Origin of the sequence: Actinomadura sp. NPDC000929 (genome assembly GCF_040492065.1) — a bacterium.
GTDB classification, from domain to species: domain Bacteria; phylum Actinomycetota; class Actinomycetes; order Streptosporangiales; family Streptosporangiaceae; genus Spirillospora; species Spirillospora verrucosospora.
On sequence record NZ_JBEUPA010000001.1, the window covers coordinates 159389 to 174224 of the forward strand.

Annotated in this window: 11 protein-coding genes; 5 read left to right on the forward strand and 6 right to left on the reverse strand. The window is 72.1% G+C overall.

The features are described from left to right. Positions 1-4: 4 nt before the first annotated feature. The 3 genes from ABWI04_RS00680 to ABWI04_RS00690 form a co-directional block, all read right to left on the reverse strand. A complete protein-coding gene (locus tag ABWI04_RS00680) occupies positions 5-1096 on the reverse strand; it encodes an ABC transporter permease (RefSeq protein ID WP_353830999.1) in 1092 nt (363 codons plus the stop codon). Beyond that, positions 1093-1866, reverse strand: coding sequence for an ATP-binding cassette domain-containing protein (locus ABWI04_RS00685; RefSeq protein ID WP_353831000.1), 774 nt, complete (start codon positions 1864-1866; stop codon positions 1093-1095). Before ABWI04_RS00685 ends, ABWI04_RS00680 begins: the two co-directional genes overlap by 4 nt. A gap of 267 nt (positions 1867-2133) precedes the next feature. Continuing rightward, positions 2134-3060, reverse strand: a complete 927-nt coding sequence (locus ABWI04_RS00690; protein ID WP_353831001.1) for a LysR family transcriptional regulator — start codon at positions 3058-3060, stop codon at positions 2134-2136. Positions 3061-3332: 272 nt separating this feature from the next. Here ABWI04_RS00690 and hisD point away from each other — a divergent pair, with 272 nt between their 5' ends. Further along, positions 3333-4640, forward strand: coding sequence for a histidinol dehydrogenase (gene hisD, locus ABWI04_RS00695; protein WP_353831002.1), 1308 nt, complete (start codon positions 3333-3335; stop codon positions 4638-4640). A gap of 118 nt (positions 4641-4758) precedes the next feature. Here the strand turns inward: hisD and ABWI04_RS00700 are convergent, their stop codons facing one another. Next, on the reverse strand, positions 4759-7536 hold the full coding sequence (locus ABWI04_RS00700) for an ATP-binding protein (RefSeq protein ID WP_353831003.1): 2778 nt from the start codon (positions 7534-7536) through the stop codon (positions 4759-4761). 207 nt (positions 7537-7743) lie between these two features. On the opposite strand from ABWI04_RS00700, the gene ABWI04_RS00705 reads away from it, so the two are divergent. Both ABWI04_RS00705 and ABWI04_RS00710 read left to right on the forward strand, forming a co-directional pair. After that, positions 7744-8100, forward strand: a complete 357-nt coding sequence (locus ABWI04_RS00705; RefSeq protein WP_345175917.1) for a VOC family protein — start codon at positions 7744-7746, stop codon at positions 8098-8100. Between the two features lie 49 nt (positions 8101-8149). Beyond that, positions 8150-8773: a VOC family protein gene (locus ABWI04_RS00710; protein ID WP_353831004.1), complete on the forward strand. Its 624-nt coding sequence runs from the start codon at positions 8150-8152 to the stop codon at positions 8771-8773. A 101-nt stretch (positions 8774-8874) separates the two neighbouring features. Here ABWI04_RS00710 and ABWI04_RS00715 read toward each other — a convergent pair whose 3' ends face one another. Beyond that, the gene (locus ABWI04_RS00715; RefSeq protein WP_353831005.1) at positions 8875-10119 is read right to left on the reverse strand and encodes a PAS domain-containing sensor histidine kinase; all 1245 of its coding nucleotides are present in this window, start codon (positions 10117-10119) and stop codon (positions 8875-8877) included. Positions 10120-10334: 215 nt separating this feature from the next. On the opposite strand from ABWI04_RS00715, the gene ABWI04_RS00720 reads away from it, so the two are divergent. After that, positions 10335-12146, forward strand: coding sequence for a glycoside hydrolase family 15 protein (locus ABWI04_RS00720; protein ID WP_345175924.1), 1812 nt, complete (start codon positions 10335-10337; stop codon positions 12144-12146). Further along, entirely contained in the window at positions 12143-12631 is a 489-nt protein-coding gene (locus tag ABWI04_RS00725; RefSeq protein ID WP_345175926.1) for a hypothetical protein, read from the forward strand. The genes ABWI04_RS00720 and ABWI04_RS00725 overlap by 4 nt, the downstream gene beginning before the upstream one ends. Positions 12632-12775: 144 nt before the next feature. On the opposite strand, the gene ABWI04_RS00730 is transcribed toward ABWI04_RS00725, so the two are convergent. After that, positions 12776-13519 (reverse strand): hypothetical protein, encoded by a 744-nt coding sequence (locus tag ABWI04_RS00730; RefSeq protein ID WP_353831006.1) that lies wholly within the window; start codon positions 13517-13519, stop codon positions 12776-12778. Between the last annotated feature and the right edge of the window lie 1317 nt (positions 13520-14836).

Below are 14836 nucleotides of genomic sequence, written 5' to 3' on the forward strand. Positions count from 1 at the left end.
TCTCCTAGCTGCGATCGCGCCGGGCGCGCTTGAGGTGGTCGACGTAGACGGCCGCGATCAGCACGAAGCCGATGACGACCTGCTGCCAGTAGGGCTGGACGTGGGTGACGACGAAGCCGTTCTGGAGGACGGCGGGGATGAAGATGCCGACGACGGTGCCGAGGATGGTGCCGATGCCGCCGAACAGGCTCGTCCCGCCGAGCACGACCCCGGTGATGACCTGCAGCGCGTCGGTGGCGTGGCCGGAGATCGTGGTGGTGGCGAAGCGGGTGAGCGACATCGCGCCCGCCACCCCGGCGAGGCCGCCGCTGACGGCGTACAGCTTGATCAGGTGCCGGTTCACGTTGATGCCGGCGCGGCGGGCCGACTCCGCGTTGGAGCCGACGAGGTAGGTGTGGCGGCCGAACCGGGTGTAGGCGAGGATCAGGCCGCCGACCAGTGCGGTGATCGCGGCGACGTAGACCAGCCAGCTGAAGCCGAGCGGCCGGGACGTGGTGATCTTCAGCAGCGCGTCCGGGACGGTGGTGACGTCGTTGCCGCCCGTCATGATCTGGGACGCGCCGAGCGCGGCGCCCATCGTGCCGAGCGTGGTGATCAGGGCGGGGACCTTCAGCAGCGCGATGCACGCGCCGTTCAGCACGCCCCAGGCGATGCCGGCGAGCACCGCCGCCGCCATCCCGGCGACCACGACGAGGGCGCCGTCGCCGCCGATCGCGGACATCGTCTTGGCCATCACCACGCCGGAGAACACCAGCACCGACCCGATCGACAGGTCGAAGCCGCCCGCCACCATCACGTACGTCATGCCGACGGCCATGACCAGCAGCACCGAGATGTCCAGCGAGACGTTGCGGCCCGTCGCGGCGGTGGGGAACGCCTCCGGTCGCAGCATGGAGAACAGCAGGACGAGCAGCGCCAGCACCAGGCCCATGTAGGCCGGCGAGGTGGACAGGAACCTGCGCAGCGGAGACCGGTGAGCGATCTTCAGAGCGCCGCTCGCGTCGTCCGCGCCGGTCGCGTCCGTGCCGTTCGAGGGGTCCAGGGCCGTCTCGTCGGCGGCTTCCGCCGGGGTGGCCGGCGCGGGGGTCTCGGTCATGCGGCCTTCCCTTCCAGAGCGCCGGTCATCGCGCCGACCAGCTGTTCCACGGTCGTCTCCGCCGCCCGGTACTCGGCGACGCGCCGGCCGAGCCGCAGCACCTGGACGCTGTCGGCGACCTGGAGCACCTCGGGCATGTTGTGGCTGATCAGCACGACCGCGATCCCCTTGTCCGCGACCCGCCGGATCAGCTCCAGGACCTTGCCGGTCTGCCGGACGCCGAGGGCCGCGGTCGGCTCGTCCATGAAGATCACCTTGTCGGCCCACATCACCGACCGGCAGATCGCGACGCTCTGCCGCTGGCCGCCCGACAGCGCGGCGACCGGCGCCTCGATGTCCTTGACGTCGGTGCCCATGTCGACGAACGCCTGGCGGGCCCGGTCCCGCATGGTCCTGCGGTCGAGAACGCCGAGCCGTCCGAGGAGGCCGGGTCTGAGCAGCTCCCGCCCGGCGAAGACGTTCTCGGCCGAGCCGAGTTCCGGAGCGAGGGCGAGGTCCTGGTAGACGGTCTCGATGCCCATGTCGTGGGCGCTCTCCGGCGAGCTGAAGGTCACCCGCTCACCGTCCAGCAGGATCTCCCCCGCGTCCGGGCCGAGCGCACCTGAGAGGATCTTGACCAGGGTGCTCTTGCCGGCTCCGTTGTCCCCGATCAGGGCCGTCACCTCACCGCGGGCGACGGCGAAGTCGACTCCCCGGAGCACCTCCACGTGCCCGTAGCTCTTGCCGATGCCGCGGGCCTGGAGTAGCGGGTCCGCCATCTGTGATCTCACCGACCTTTCCTTCGGTCCGGGGCCGCGGACCGACCTCCGCTCCCCTCGGCGGGGCGGCGGTCGCGCCGCGCCGACCCGGTCGCCGCCGGCGGGTCGCCGAGCCGGCGGGGAGGGCCGGCGTGTGCGCCGGCCCACATCGAGTGGCTTGGCGCGAAATCTACGAGCCGCCGGATCCGAAGGACAACGCCGAATGATCCTCTACCTTCCACAGGACTATCCTGTGCGTCCTCGAAAAGCCCTGTGGCGTAAGGGCTGCCGCGCCCCCGGTCAGTCCCGCGGGCCGAGGATCCGGGCGTGCGGGCCGTCCTGCGCGAGACGGTGCAGGTGGGCGCGCGCGAGCCGGATGAACTCGGCGGTCGCCGCCGACAGGCGCGCGCCGCGCCGCTGGATCACCGCGATCTCGTCGTGCAGCGGCTCCTCCAGCGAAGCGCTGTGGAGGCCGGGATCGAGCGTGCGCAGGACGGTGCTCGCCGCGATGGTGTCGCCGAGCCCCCTCCGGACGAGCTCCAGCGCGCCCTCCACCCGCTCGACCTCGACGTACGGCGCCATGGTCAACCCGCGCGTCTGCATCCGCGTCGCGAGCTGGCGCCGGGTCGGGTCCACCGCGGCCCATGCGGCGTCGTAGAGGATCAACCGCTCCCGGGCCAGCCGTTCCAGCGGCACCGGACCGCCCGCCCGCCGCGGGTCGGCGCTGACGTAGCGCACCTCGTCCCGCAGGATCGAGTCGACGGTCAGGCTCTCGTCGTCGACCGGCAGGACGACCAGTCCCGCCTCCAGCCGCCCGGCCCGGACGGCGTCGGCGACCTCGGCGCTGTTCTGCCCCGGGAGACGGAGGCGCACCCGCGGATGCTCCCTCAGGAAGGTCTCGACCAGGGGACCCACCAGGTAGTAGTCCGCGTTGCGGAACAGGCCGAAGCTCGCGAGCCCGCCCCTGAGGCCGCGGACGTCGGCCACCGCCCGCTCCGCCTCCTCGGCCGCCCGCAGGGTCGCGCGGGCCTGGGGCAGCAGCGCCCGGCCCGCGGCGGTGAGCTGCAGCACGCGCCCGCGCTCGAACAGGGCCGTGCCCACATGCCGCTCCAGGCGCCGGATCTGCTCCGAGACCGACGGCGTCGCCAGGCGCAGCCGCTCGGCCGCGGCGGAGAACGAGCCCGCTTCCACCGCGGAGACGAAGTACAGCAACTGGATCAGCGTCATTAAGGAATTGCCTTCCGCTTCCTAAGGAAAGAGAGGCTACCCCTTCGCAAAGCAGGTCGGCTAACCTCGCGGCAACCGGGCAGTCGCGTGCGGCGGCCGTGCTCGGCTCGGCGTCCCCGCCCCCCGCTCCTCGCCTGGACCACCGGGGCCGACCACGCCCTTCGACCCGCCCCGGCTTCGCGCGAGGGCCGTCCGCCCCGCGTGAAAGTCCGGCCCATGACGGGCGGGCCGCCAGCCTTCCCCTCCGAACCTCTCGTTTAAGGAGTTCCACCGTGCGTGTTCCCGCCGGCGACGTGACCCTGATCAAGAAGCCGCTGAAGGTCGCCTCCAGCGCCGTCGACCCGCAGGTCCGCGACCGGGTGAGCGAGATGCTGTCGACGATCGAGAGGGACGGCATGGACGCCGTCCGCCGGTACTCCCGCGAACTGGACGACTGGGACCCCGAATCCTTCGAGGTCACCGCCGACGAGGCCCGGGCGAGGGCCGACCTCGACCCGAAGCTGCGGGAGAGCATCGACTTCGGCATCGAGCAGGTCGCCGGGTTCGCGGCCCGCCAGCTCGCCACCCTCACCGACTTCGAGGCCGAGACGCTGCCCGGGGTGGTTCTCGGGCAGCGGCAGATCCCGCTCGCCCACGTCGGCGCCTACGCGCCCGCCGGGCGGGTCCCGATGCTGGCCAGCCCGTTCATGACGGTGAAGGTTCCCAAGGTCGCCGGAGTGGACCGTGTGATCGCGTGCACCCCGCCGCGCGCCGGCCGCGGCGTGCACGCGCCGACGCTGTACAGCCTCACCGCGTCCGGCGCGGACGCCGTCTACTGCCTCGGCGGGGTCCAGGCCGTCGCGGCGATGGCGTTCGGCCTGCTGGACGGCGCCGGCCCGGTGGACAAGCTCGTCGGCCCCGGCAACGCCTTCGTCGCCGAGGCCAAGCGGCAGCTGTACGGCCAGGTCGGCATCGACATGATCGCCGGACCGTCCGAGGTCGCGGTGATCGCCGACGACTCGGCCGACCCCGAACTGGTCGCCGCGGACCTGCTCGGCCAGGCCGAGCACGGCCCGACCTCGCCCGCCGCCCTGATCACGACCAGCCGCGCCATGGCGGAGGCGGTCGTCGCCGAGATCGACCGCCAGCTCGTCGACCTGGAGAAGGCCGGAGGGGCGGAGGTTCCGGGCGCGGCCTGGCGCGACTACGGCTTCGTGCTGCTCGCCGCCGACCACGAGGACGCCGTCCGGCTGAGCGACCTCCTCGCGGCCGAGCATCTGGAGGTGCACACCGACCGCGACGACTGGTACCTGAAGAACCTGCGCAACTACGGTTCGCTGTTCGTCGGGCAGCGCGCGACCGTCGCCTTCAGCGACAAGGTGATCGGCACGAACCACGTGCTCCCCACCGCCGGCGCGGGCCGCTACACGGGCGGCCTGTCCGTCGCGTCCTTCCTGAAGACGGTGACCTGGCAGCGGATCGACACCGACGAGGGGGTCCGCACGGTCGCGCCGCACGTCGTCACCATCTCGCAGGCCGACCTCATGCCCGCGCACGAGGCCACCGCCGCCAAGCGGCTGGAGCGCCTGCCCCGCGACTGAGGCCGCCGCAGGCCCGGACGAGGCCGGATCCACATGGAGGGGTGGTTCTGCACCGGGCAGAACCACCCCGCCTGGCCGGACGGGGAAGAGCTGCGGCGCCCGTTCGGGTTCCGTCCGGTCAGCGGGCGGCCGTGGGGGCGAGGCCGAGAGCGGTGAGGGCGCGCGTTCCCTGGACGGCGTGGTCGCCGCCCGCGAGCAGCAGGGTGCGGGCCGACTGGTAGCGGCAGCCCGCGGCGTCGAAGGCGTCCACCGTGGCGAGCAACCGCTCCCGGGCGCCGTCGAGGAGCGCCCCGGCGCGTTCCACGATCGCCCCGGCGACCGGGTCACCGGCGGTGATCTCGCGGGCGTCGGCCAGGCGTTCGCGTGCGTCGGGTCCTCCCGCGAGGACCGTGGCCTCCGCGCGCAGGGCCACGTACCAGTGGAGCCAGATCCAGGTGACCCACCTCCACACCTCGCCGGGGCCGGGAGCCAGCCGCTCCATCGCCTCCGGCGCCTGCCCGTTGTGGAGCAGCAGCATCGCGTCGAACACCGCGCCGTGGCCATGGGTCCGGTTCGGTGACGTGCCGAACCGCCCCAGGATCGTGTTCCACTCGTTCCGGGCGTCCTGATCTCCGCGGAGGCCGTGGATCATCGCGACGGCGGTCACCGCCGGTTCGAGCTCCGGCCACATGGGGCTGCCGCTCCGCCGCCACCCGTCCAGGAACCGGACGGCGCCGGTGAGCACGCCCTCGGCGTCGCCCGCCAGCGCGTCGGCGACCAGCTGCCAGCTCGTCGCGCGGTGTCCCACCTCGGCGAGCGACGGGTGATCCGCGAGGAGTCTCGCCCAGTGCCGGGCGTCGGGCAGGTCCCCGACACCGATGCCGGTCTGGGCGGCCTCGCCGAGGGCCTGGACGAGCTCGTGGGCGACAGCGGGCGTGGTCGGCGCGGACGACAGGAGGGTGACGCGGCGGCGGGCCGTGGCCGCGGCGGCGAACGCGTCGCCGACCCAGCTCTGGACGGCGGAGAGCGCGTCGAGCGCGGCGGACTCGGCGGACGGGACGCCGGTGCGGTGGGCGAGCCCGACCGCGTCCTCGGCGCGCGCGAGCGTCCGCGCGACGGCGTCGTCGTGCGGGTCCTGGTCGGCGCCGAACGCGTCGGCGACCGACGCGGCCTCGGCCAGCGCGACGGCCGCCCGCGCGACGGGGTCGTCTCCGGCGTGCTCGCGCGCCTCGGCGATCAGCGCGAGCGTCTCCTCCGGGGGCGGCGTCCGGACGAACGTGCCCGAGAAGCGGAACACGGTGGTCGCGGCGGTCGCCAGGTCGGCGGCGGCGCGGGCGGTGTCGCCGGACCGGCGGGCGGCGTCCGCGGCGGCCCGGTGCAGCCGGTACATGTCGTCTCCGTGCATGCGGCACCCGGCGACGGCGGCGGCGTGCCGGAGCGCCGCCGCAGCCCCGGCCGGTTCCCCGGCCAGCGCGGCGGCCTGCTCGTACCGCTGCTGGGACTCCCCGACCAGGTTGCGGGTGAAGGCGAGTTCCGCCAGGCGGAGCGCGAGATCGTGCGCGTCCGCGCGGTGGTCCGGCTGTTCGGCCGCCCAGGCGAGGGCGGAGCGGAGGTCGTCGGCGGCGGCGTCGAAGCGGGGCCGCCAGTCCGTTCCGGCGGCGCCGGTGAGGCTCGCGGCCGTCGCCAGGCACCAGCGGAGGTGCCGGGCGCGGACGCCGTCCAGCTCACCGGCTTCGGTGAGCCGCTCGACCCCGTACTGGCGGATCGTCTCCAGCGCCCGGTACTCGGTCGCACCCGCGGACGCCCGCACCAGCAGCAGGCTCTGTTCCGCCAGGCGGGCCAGCCCTTCGACCACCACCCCCTGCTCGGCCCCGGCCACTTCCGCCGCCGCCGCGGCGGTGAACGGCGCGACGAACACCGACACCCGGCGCAGGAGCTCCCGGTCGGCCGGTTCGAGCAGGGTGTGGCTCCAGTCCACCGCCGCCCGCACCGAGCGGTGCCGGTCGTCGGCGCGGGGGCCGCCGGCGAGCGTCCGCAGGGGGTGGGACAGGGCCGCGGTGAGACCGTCCAGCCCGAGCGTGGGGTACCGGGCGGCGGCCAGCTCGATCGACAGCGCCATGCCGTCGAGCCGCTCGCAGATCGAGCGGATGTGCTCGTGCAGCGGAGGATCCAGTGGCCAGCCGATCGCCGTCGCCCGCTCCTTGAACAGCGCGACCGCGTCCGACTCCCCGTCGGACAGCGACAGCGGCGGGACGGCGTACACCCGCTCGAACGGCACCATCAACCGGGCCCGGCTCGTCGCCAGCACCGTCACCTGGGGGCACGCCGCGAGCAGCCGCTCCAGGAACAGCGCCACGCCGTCCCGCACCTGCTCGCAGTTGTCCAGGACGAGCAGGGCGCGCCGGTCGGCCAGCGCGGCGGCCACCGACTCGGTCATGCCGCGGCCGGGCTGCTCGCCGAGACCGAGGGCGCCGGCGACCGCGTCCGCGACCATGCCCGGGTCGGTGACGGGCACCAGATCGACGAACCAGACCCCGTCCGCGAACGCGCCCGCGGCATCCGCCGCGACGGCCAGTGCGAGCCGGGTCTTGCCCACGCCTCCCGGTCCCACCGCGGTCACCTGCCGATCCTTCCCGATCACCTCGGCCAGCTCGGCGCGCTCGCTCGCCCGCCCGACGAACGAGGTGAGCGGGGCCGGCAGGACGGGCGCCGGCCGCGACGCGCCGGCGGCGCGGCCGCCCGCGGCGGCCCGCCCGGCGAGCGCCCGCCGGTCCGGGACGTCCAGCTTCCGCAGCAGGGCGGAGACGTGGCTCTCGGCGGTGCGGACGGAGATGAACAGCCGCGCCGCGATCTCGGCGTTGCTGAGATGCTCCCCGACCAGCTCCAGCACCTCGGCTTCCCGGGGCGAGATATCCACTGTCGCTACCACTGTCCCATTCTGTCGCAAGCGCCCCGCTCCCCGTTCCGTGCCCGCGTTGCGTGAGGGCGGGTGCGTAGGCGGGTGCGTAGGGGCGGGTGCGTAGCCGGTTCCGTAGTCGCCACGGATGTGGCCGGGGCGGCCTCGGCGCGAGGCTGTGTGCAGTTGAACAGCGGGTCGACGCGGCCCCCGACTCCAGGAGTGACCATGAACGGCTCCCCCGTCCGCGGGATCAGGACCGTGCTGCATCCCGTGAGCGACCTGACCAAGGCCAAGGCGGTGTACACCGCCCTTCTCGGCCAGGCCCCGCAGACGGACTCGTCCTACTACGTCGGATTCGAGGTCGGGGGCCAGCACATCGGGCTGGTCCCGGACGGCGGCCCGCAGGGCATGACCTCGCCGGTGGCCTACTGGCACGTGCCGGACATCGAGGCGAAGCTCGCCGAGCTGACCGCCGCCGGCGCGGCCGTGAAGGAGGCCGCGCACGACGTCGGCGCCGGACGGCTGGTCGCCACCGTCACCGACCAGGACGGCAACGTCCTCGGGCTGATCCAGGACCGCTGAGCACGACCGTCGCCACCGGACGAGAACCACCTAACGAGAAAGAAGCATCATGATCTCCTTCGCATCCGTCACCCTGGAAGTCTTCGACCCCGCGGCCGCGGAGGCCTTCTACGAGGCCTTCGGCATCGCCGACCGCGTGAACGTCCGCGCCTCGGACGAGCCGGCCACGGGATTCCGCGGCTTCGCGCTGTCGCTCGTCGCGTCCCAGCCCGGCAACGTCGACGCCCTCATCGGCGCCGCCGTCGACGCCGGCGCCACGACGCTGAAGCCCGCCACGAAGTCCTTCTGGGGCTACGGCGGCGTCGTCCAGGCCCCGGACGGGACGATCTGCAAGGTCGCGTCCTCCAAGAAGAAGGACTCCGCGCCCCCCGCCCGGGAGTTCGACCAGATCGCGTTGCTGCTGGGGGTCGCGGACGTCAAGGCGAGCAAGCGGTTCTACGTCGACCGCGGTCTGGCCGTCGCCAAGAGCTTCGGGGGCAAGTACGCCGAGTTCGACACCCCGTCCTCGGCCGTCACGCTGGCGCTCTACCCGCTCCGCGCCCTGGCCAAGGACATCGGAGTCCCCCAGGACGGCACCGGCTCGCACCGGCTCGTGCTCGCCGGCGGCGACGAGGCCTTCACCGACCCGGACGGCTTCGCCTGGGAGGCCGCGCCCGCCCGGACCCTGGCCTGAAGCCGCGTGGACCTCGCCGCTCCGCCCAGGCTCGGGCGGAGCCGAGGCCGGCCAGGCCCGGCGCCTCGGTGGCGGTGCTGCCGGAGCACCGTACAGCGAGCCTAGAAGCCGTCGTGAGGCTCCTGGAGAGGCAGTCGCAGCGTGAAGCGAGTGCCGGGCGAGTGGTCGGCGATGTGCAGGCTCCCGTCGTGGGCCTGGGCGATCTGGCGGGCTATGGGCAGGCCCAGTCCGCTGCCCTCGGGATCGAACCGGCGGGCGTCGGCGCGCCGGAAGAAGCGGCGGAAGACGCTCTCGCGCTCGTCGGCGGGGATGCCGGGCCCGTCGTCGGTGACGTTCAGGACCGCCTCCCCTCGCTCGCGGGCGACCGTCACCTCGATGCGGCTCCGGGCGTGGCGTTCGGCGTTGTCGAGCAGGTTGTTCAGCAGGCGTGTCAGCCGGACGGGCGAGACGTCCACGATGACGCCCGGCTCGGCGTCGACGGTGACCCGCACGCCCGGCGTCCGGTGTGCTTCGTCTCGGCGGTCCACTTCGGCCCGCACCAGGCGCGCAAGGTCGACCGACCTGGTGTCCAGCGGGGTGCGGGCCTCCAGCCGGGCCAGCTCCAGCAGGTCGGCGACGATGTCGCCGATGCGTTCGGCGTCGTGCAGCGCGGCGTCCAGGACCAGGCGGGAGTCGGCCTCGGGGTCGCTCAGCGCGACCTCCAGGCGGGTTCGCAGGCCGGAGACGGGGCCGCGCAGGTCATGCGAGGTGTCGGCGATGGCCTGCTGCTGGATCTCCAGGGCCCGGCGCGCCGCCTCCGCGGCGTGGCGCTCTCGCGCCTGGGCGCGCCGCAGCCGCTGGTTGACCTCCTGCAGCTCACGGGCCCGCGTGAACAACTCGGCCTCCACCGCCTGCGTTCCCGCCGCCAGCGCCTGCCGTACCGGCTCGGCACCGGCGTCGGCCTCACGCAGTCGCTGGACGAACCCGGTGACGTCCTCCACCTGGTTGACCACCCACGCCACCCGCCCGTCCGGCCCGAACAGCGGCGTGTTCACGATGGTCCAGTGACGCTCCTGGAACACCCCCGACCCCGCCGGTTCCTCGACGTCGTAGCGCTGCAGGCCCATCCGGTCGGCCTCGCCCTCGTTCACCACCCGTTCCAGCGAGTCCTTCAGCCGGCGGGCGCTGTCCCCCTCCGGCCCGCCGGGGAACACGTGGAACACGTACCGGCCGATCAACTGCTCGCGCGACCGCCCCGACGCCCGCTCGTACGCGCAGTTGACCGTCACGTACTCCCACTCCCGCGACAGGATCGAGCACGCTACGGGCAACGCCTGGAACAGCGCCGAGAAGTCCACATCGGCCATCTCCCACACATACGTCTCAAACCAGTATTTAGCACTCAATAGAGGGTCAATTTGCCTCTAACACCGGTTGGGGAGAATCCAGGTCGCCTCCCACACGCCTCAAAGCCGCGGCGCCGAGCGACTCGCCGTCTGAGCGCTTCAGGGCGGTGAACTGCGGGAATTCCTGGAGTCATAGGGAGGAAGCGATGGGCCGTGACCGAGTGAGGCCCTGACTCATGGCGATCGGGCGGAGCGACGGCCACGTCCCGCTGCGCGACTACGCGGTGATCGGGGACGGGCGCAGCGCCGCGCTGGTCGCCGTCGACGGGTCGGTGGACTGGCTGGGGCTGCCGTACCTGGACTCCCCCTCGGTGTTCGCCGCCGTCCTGGATCCCGTGCGAGGCGGCCGTTTCCTGCTGGAGCCGGAGGAACCGTTCACAGTCGTCCGGCGGTACCTTCCAGGCACCAACGTGCTGGAGACCACGTTCACCACCGGCCGCGGCAGTGTGCGGGTCACCGACTCCATGACGCTGGAAGGCGGCGAAACGCTGGGGCCGATGCGGGAGTTGCAACGGCGCCTCGACGGCGTGACCGGCGTCGTGCCGTTGCGGTGGAGCGTGCAGCCGCGGTTCGGTTACGGTGCCCGCCGTCCGCGGATCACACGGCGCGCCGGTGTTCCGGTGGTGGTGGCCGGCGGGGACGCGCTCGCGGTCTGCGCCTGGGACGCGGGCGAGCCGGTGTGCTCCGACCGGGCGATCAGTGGCCGCCTCGAACTGGCGGCGGGGCGGCAGGCCCTGGTGACGATGCCGTTCGCGCACCAGGAACCGCTCGTCCTGCCGACCCGGTCCGAATGCGACGCCCGTATGGAGCACACCATCGCGGCCTGGCGCGGCTGGACGCGGGAACGTTCGTACGAAGGCATGTGGCGGGACGCCGTGCTGCGCAGCGCGCTGGCGCTCAAGCTCCTGATCTTCGCTCCCTCGGGGGCGATCGCGGCCGCGGTCACCTCCTCGCTGCCGGAGCAGGTCGGAGGCGGACGCAACTGGGACTACCGCTTCTCCTGGGTCCGCGACTCGGTGTTCACCCTCGACGCGCTTCTCCGGCTGGGGTGCCCCGCCGAGGCGGACGCCTACTTCTGGTGGCTCATGCACGCCACCCAGCTCACACATCCGCGGCTGCGGGTGCTCTACCGCCTGGACGGGGGCGGCCACGCCCCGGAACGGACGCTCCCCCTGGCGGGCTACCGGGGCTCCAGGCCGGTTCGGATCGGCAACGCGGCGGGCGCCCAAGTCCAGCTGGACACCTACGGTGAGCTGCTGCAGACCGGCTGGCTGTACGCAGGCGCCGCCGGACGGCTGGACGCGGACCTCGCCCGGCGCCTGGCCGAGCTGGCCGACTTCGTCTGCGCCGCCTGGCGGCGTCCCGACTCGGGGATCTGGGAGGTCCGCAGCGAGCCCCTGCACTTCACGCACTCGAAGATGATGTGCTGGGTCGCGCTCGACCGGGCCGTCGACCTGAGCGAGCGCGGACTGATCCAGGACCGCGGTTCGGCCCGCTGGCGCCTCGCCCGCACCCAGGTGCGCGACTTCGTCGAGACGCGTTGCTTCTCGCCCCGCCGCCGCTGCTACACGCGCTCCGCCGATAGTTCGGAGCTGGACGCCGCCGTGCTGCTCGGTCTCCTCCACGGCTACGCACCGCCCGACGATCCGCGCATGCGCGCCACGGTCGACGCCGTGGGCCGCGAGCTGCGGCACGGACCGTTCGTCGACCGGTACTCCGGCGAGGACGGGTTGAGCGGTACCGAAGGCGCGTTCCTCGCGTGCTCGTTCTGGCTGGCCGAGTGCCTCGCCCGAACCGGGCGCCTCGACCAGGCCGTCGCCCTCATGGACGACCTGGTCGGCCTGGCCAACGATGTCGGCCTCTACGGCGAGGAGATCGATCCGGACACTGGCGCCTTCCTCGGGAACCTGCCCCAGGGCCTGAGCCACCTGGCGTTGATCAACGCCGCGTGCGCCATCGGCTCGGTCGCCGGGGAGGCGGTCGGGTGAGCGCCTGGGGAACCGCCGCGGGCGCCTTCGTCGCCACCCTGGTCCTGACCACCGTCCTGCGGGCCGCCAGCGAGTTCAAGCTCACCCGCGCGGACCTGCCGTTCCTGCTCGGCACCGCCCTGACCGCCAACCGGGCCCGCGCCAAGGCGATCGGCTACCTCCTGCACTTCGTCAGCGGCGAGGTGTTCGCGTTCGTCTACTACGCCGTCTTCCTCGCCATCGGCCACGCCGGCTGGGGGCTCGGGGCTCTCTTCGGTCTGGTGCACGGGATGTTCGCCGGCACCGCGCTGGTCAACATCCTGCTGCCGCTGGTCCACCCCCGAATGGGCAGCCCGTTGACCAGCGCCCCCAAGGTCGCCCTCCTGGAACCCCCCGGGTTCCTGATGCTCAACTACGGACCCAGCACACCACTGGTCACCGTCCTCGCCCACGTCGGCTACGGAGCCATAGTCGGAGGCTTCACCTCCCTCACCCCCCACGGATGACCCGCCCATCACCCGTACCGTTCGCGGAGCTTTGCTTCAAAAGAAGGTTCAGGGCCGGAACCTTCCAGATCCGGCCCTTCGATGTGTCGTGGTCAGCGCCGTCCCTTCTGCCCGAGGGGCGGCACGGTCGTGGTGTGCGTCCGGTCAGGGGGCCGGAACGGGCTCGCCGGTGGGTTCGGCGCACAGCCCGAGACCAGCCGGAGGCTTGTCGCCCCGCTTGCCCTCCAGCGAAGTGAAGATGTCCGGGATCCAGCTGCCGTTAGGAAGTTGATCCCACACACGGACCGCGTAGTTGGGGCGACCATCGCCAGGCAAGGTGACGGGCTCTCCGTCGCGGATCTGGCAGACGACCTCGACGGTGTCGCCCTCGCGGTAGACCGCCCTCTTCTTGGCATGCGGGCTGGACATGCTCGGGTACCTGTAGGCGTAGGTCTCTCCGGCGGGGACGCGGATGATCGTCGCCACGCGGGAGTGCGAACCGATGCCGTCGCCGCCGCGATGGGCGATGGCCGACAGCGCGAACGGGACGAGGGGCGACGCGCCGATGGCGCCGGCGAAGCCGATCCAGGCCACCACGACCGCCGTGTTGTGGACGGGTGCTCCGAGCCGGAACCACAAGAGCCTGCGCGGCAGCCCGCGCCATCCGGGCTGCCGCGACCGGTCGCCAGAAAGCGAGGGCTCCGCGGGCGCCCCCTGCTGGAGGGCCGGGTCGTCGAGCCGCTCCGAGCCGGGCGCGCTCTGCTGCGGCGCCCCGTCCTCCGGCGGCGGAGCGGCGCGCCTGTGGTGCCGGTTGGGGCTGGTGCCAGAGCCGGTCCGTGTGCCTCTCCCGCGCGTGCGGCCGTGGCGGCCGCGATCGCCGGACGATGGATCGAAGCTGTGTTCAGACAATGGATAAGTCCTTGTACTGAGAGGCGTGGCCGACCGGAAGGGGTGCGCGTCCTCGCGGAGCCGGCGAGGGCCGTCCACAGGCTTCGGCGAAAAACGACGATCTGCCGGGGGACGTCCGGTCTGTCACGACGCATGAGTTTGTTCGGGACGTGGCTTTCGACCTACTCCCTGACGGGGGTTCATGCGGTCGTCGCGGGCCGCCGCTCGGGCGGTTGACTCAAGCCGTAGCGGGGTCCTGCCTCTCTCCCTCGTCGTGACCTTATGGGTGCAGATCCTAACCATGCGCCCAGGACACGGCGCAGACGCTTCTGGACACCGGACCAACGCTCGGGGGGGGGCGAATAGTTCTCCCTAGCCCGCCAATAGCCCGACCGGGCTATATGGACGGCGACCTGGAATCCCGTTCTAATATCGGCGTGGAGGGAGGCGCCGATCTGCTGAGCAGGGGAAATGGCCGCCATGATGCAAATCCGGTCAACGCCCGACGAAGCAGAAGCGTCGAAGGGGGGCTTCGGACCGGACCGAGTGTGATGTTCGTTACATTCGCCGGGCGGACCGAGTTGACAGCTTCTCGTGACACACCAGCAGGGGCCACAGGATGCGGATCCACACATCCAGGGCGATCGGGGTTGCCGGACCGCCGCGCCGCCCTGGCACGGCACCCCTCACGCGCGCAGCCGAGCGAACTGGACTTTTCGATCTTCCTTTGGGGGGGCGGCAAGCGCTCGGAACCGGAGCCGGTCCCCACCTAGGCCGCCCTGAGGCCGACCACCCCACCCGGTCGGTCAGAGCCCAGAGTCAGCACCCCCGAGAACCGGGAAGGGGCGACCGCCGTCCGCTTCTCGGCCCGAAGAGCAGAATGTCCGATTTCCAACAAACGGTTGTTATGTGACATTCATCCGCAGTACCGGACGGTACAAGGAAGCGAGGTACAGCGATGTGGCCATTGGGCTACCATCTCGAACCGAATATTTATGGTCGCCCTTTATAGCCAAAGCCAGTGAGCCATAATGAGGGCTAGGCGGAGCCGACCTCTGACCGGATCCGGACTATAACCCTGAAAGACAAGGAGGTGTTGCGCGGATGACAACTTCTCCAGGAAGTTCGGCAACTTTGCACGGATCGTCTGGCGACATATCACGGTTATGCTGACTGACGCACTCGCAGAACTTCGCAATGAGATGGATAACGGTCATAACGACATGAGTCCACCCGTGTTCAGCGAAGCCCGATCTTCTGCCCCCTTGGCCGCGTACTCAATTCCTGCAAAGGGCTCGCGCGTACCTCCAGATGCCCGCGACCCTTGTGGCAGGTCAC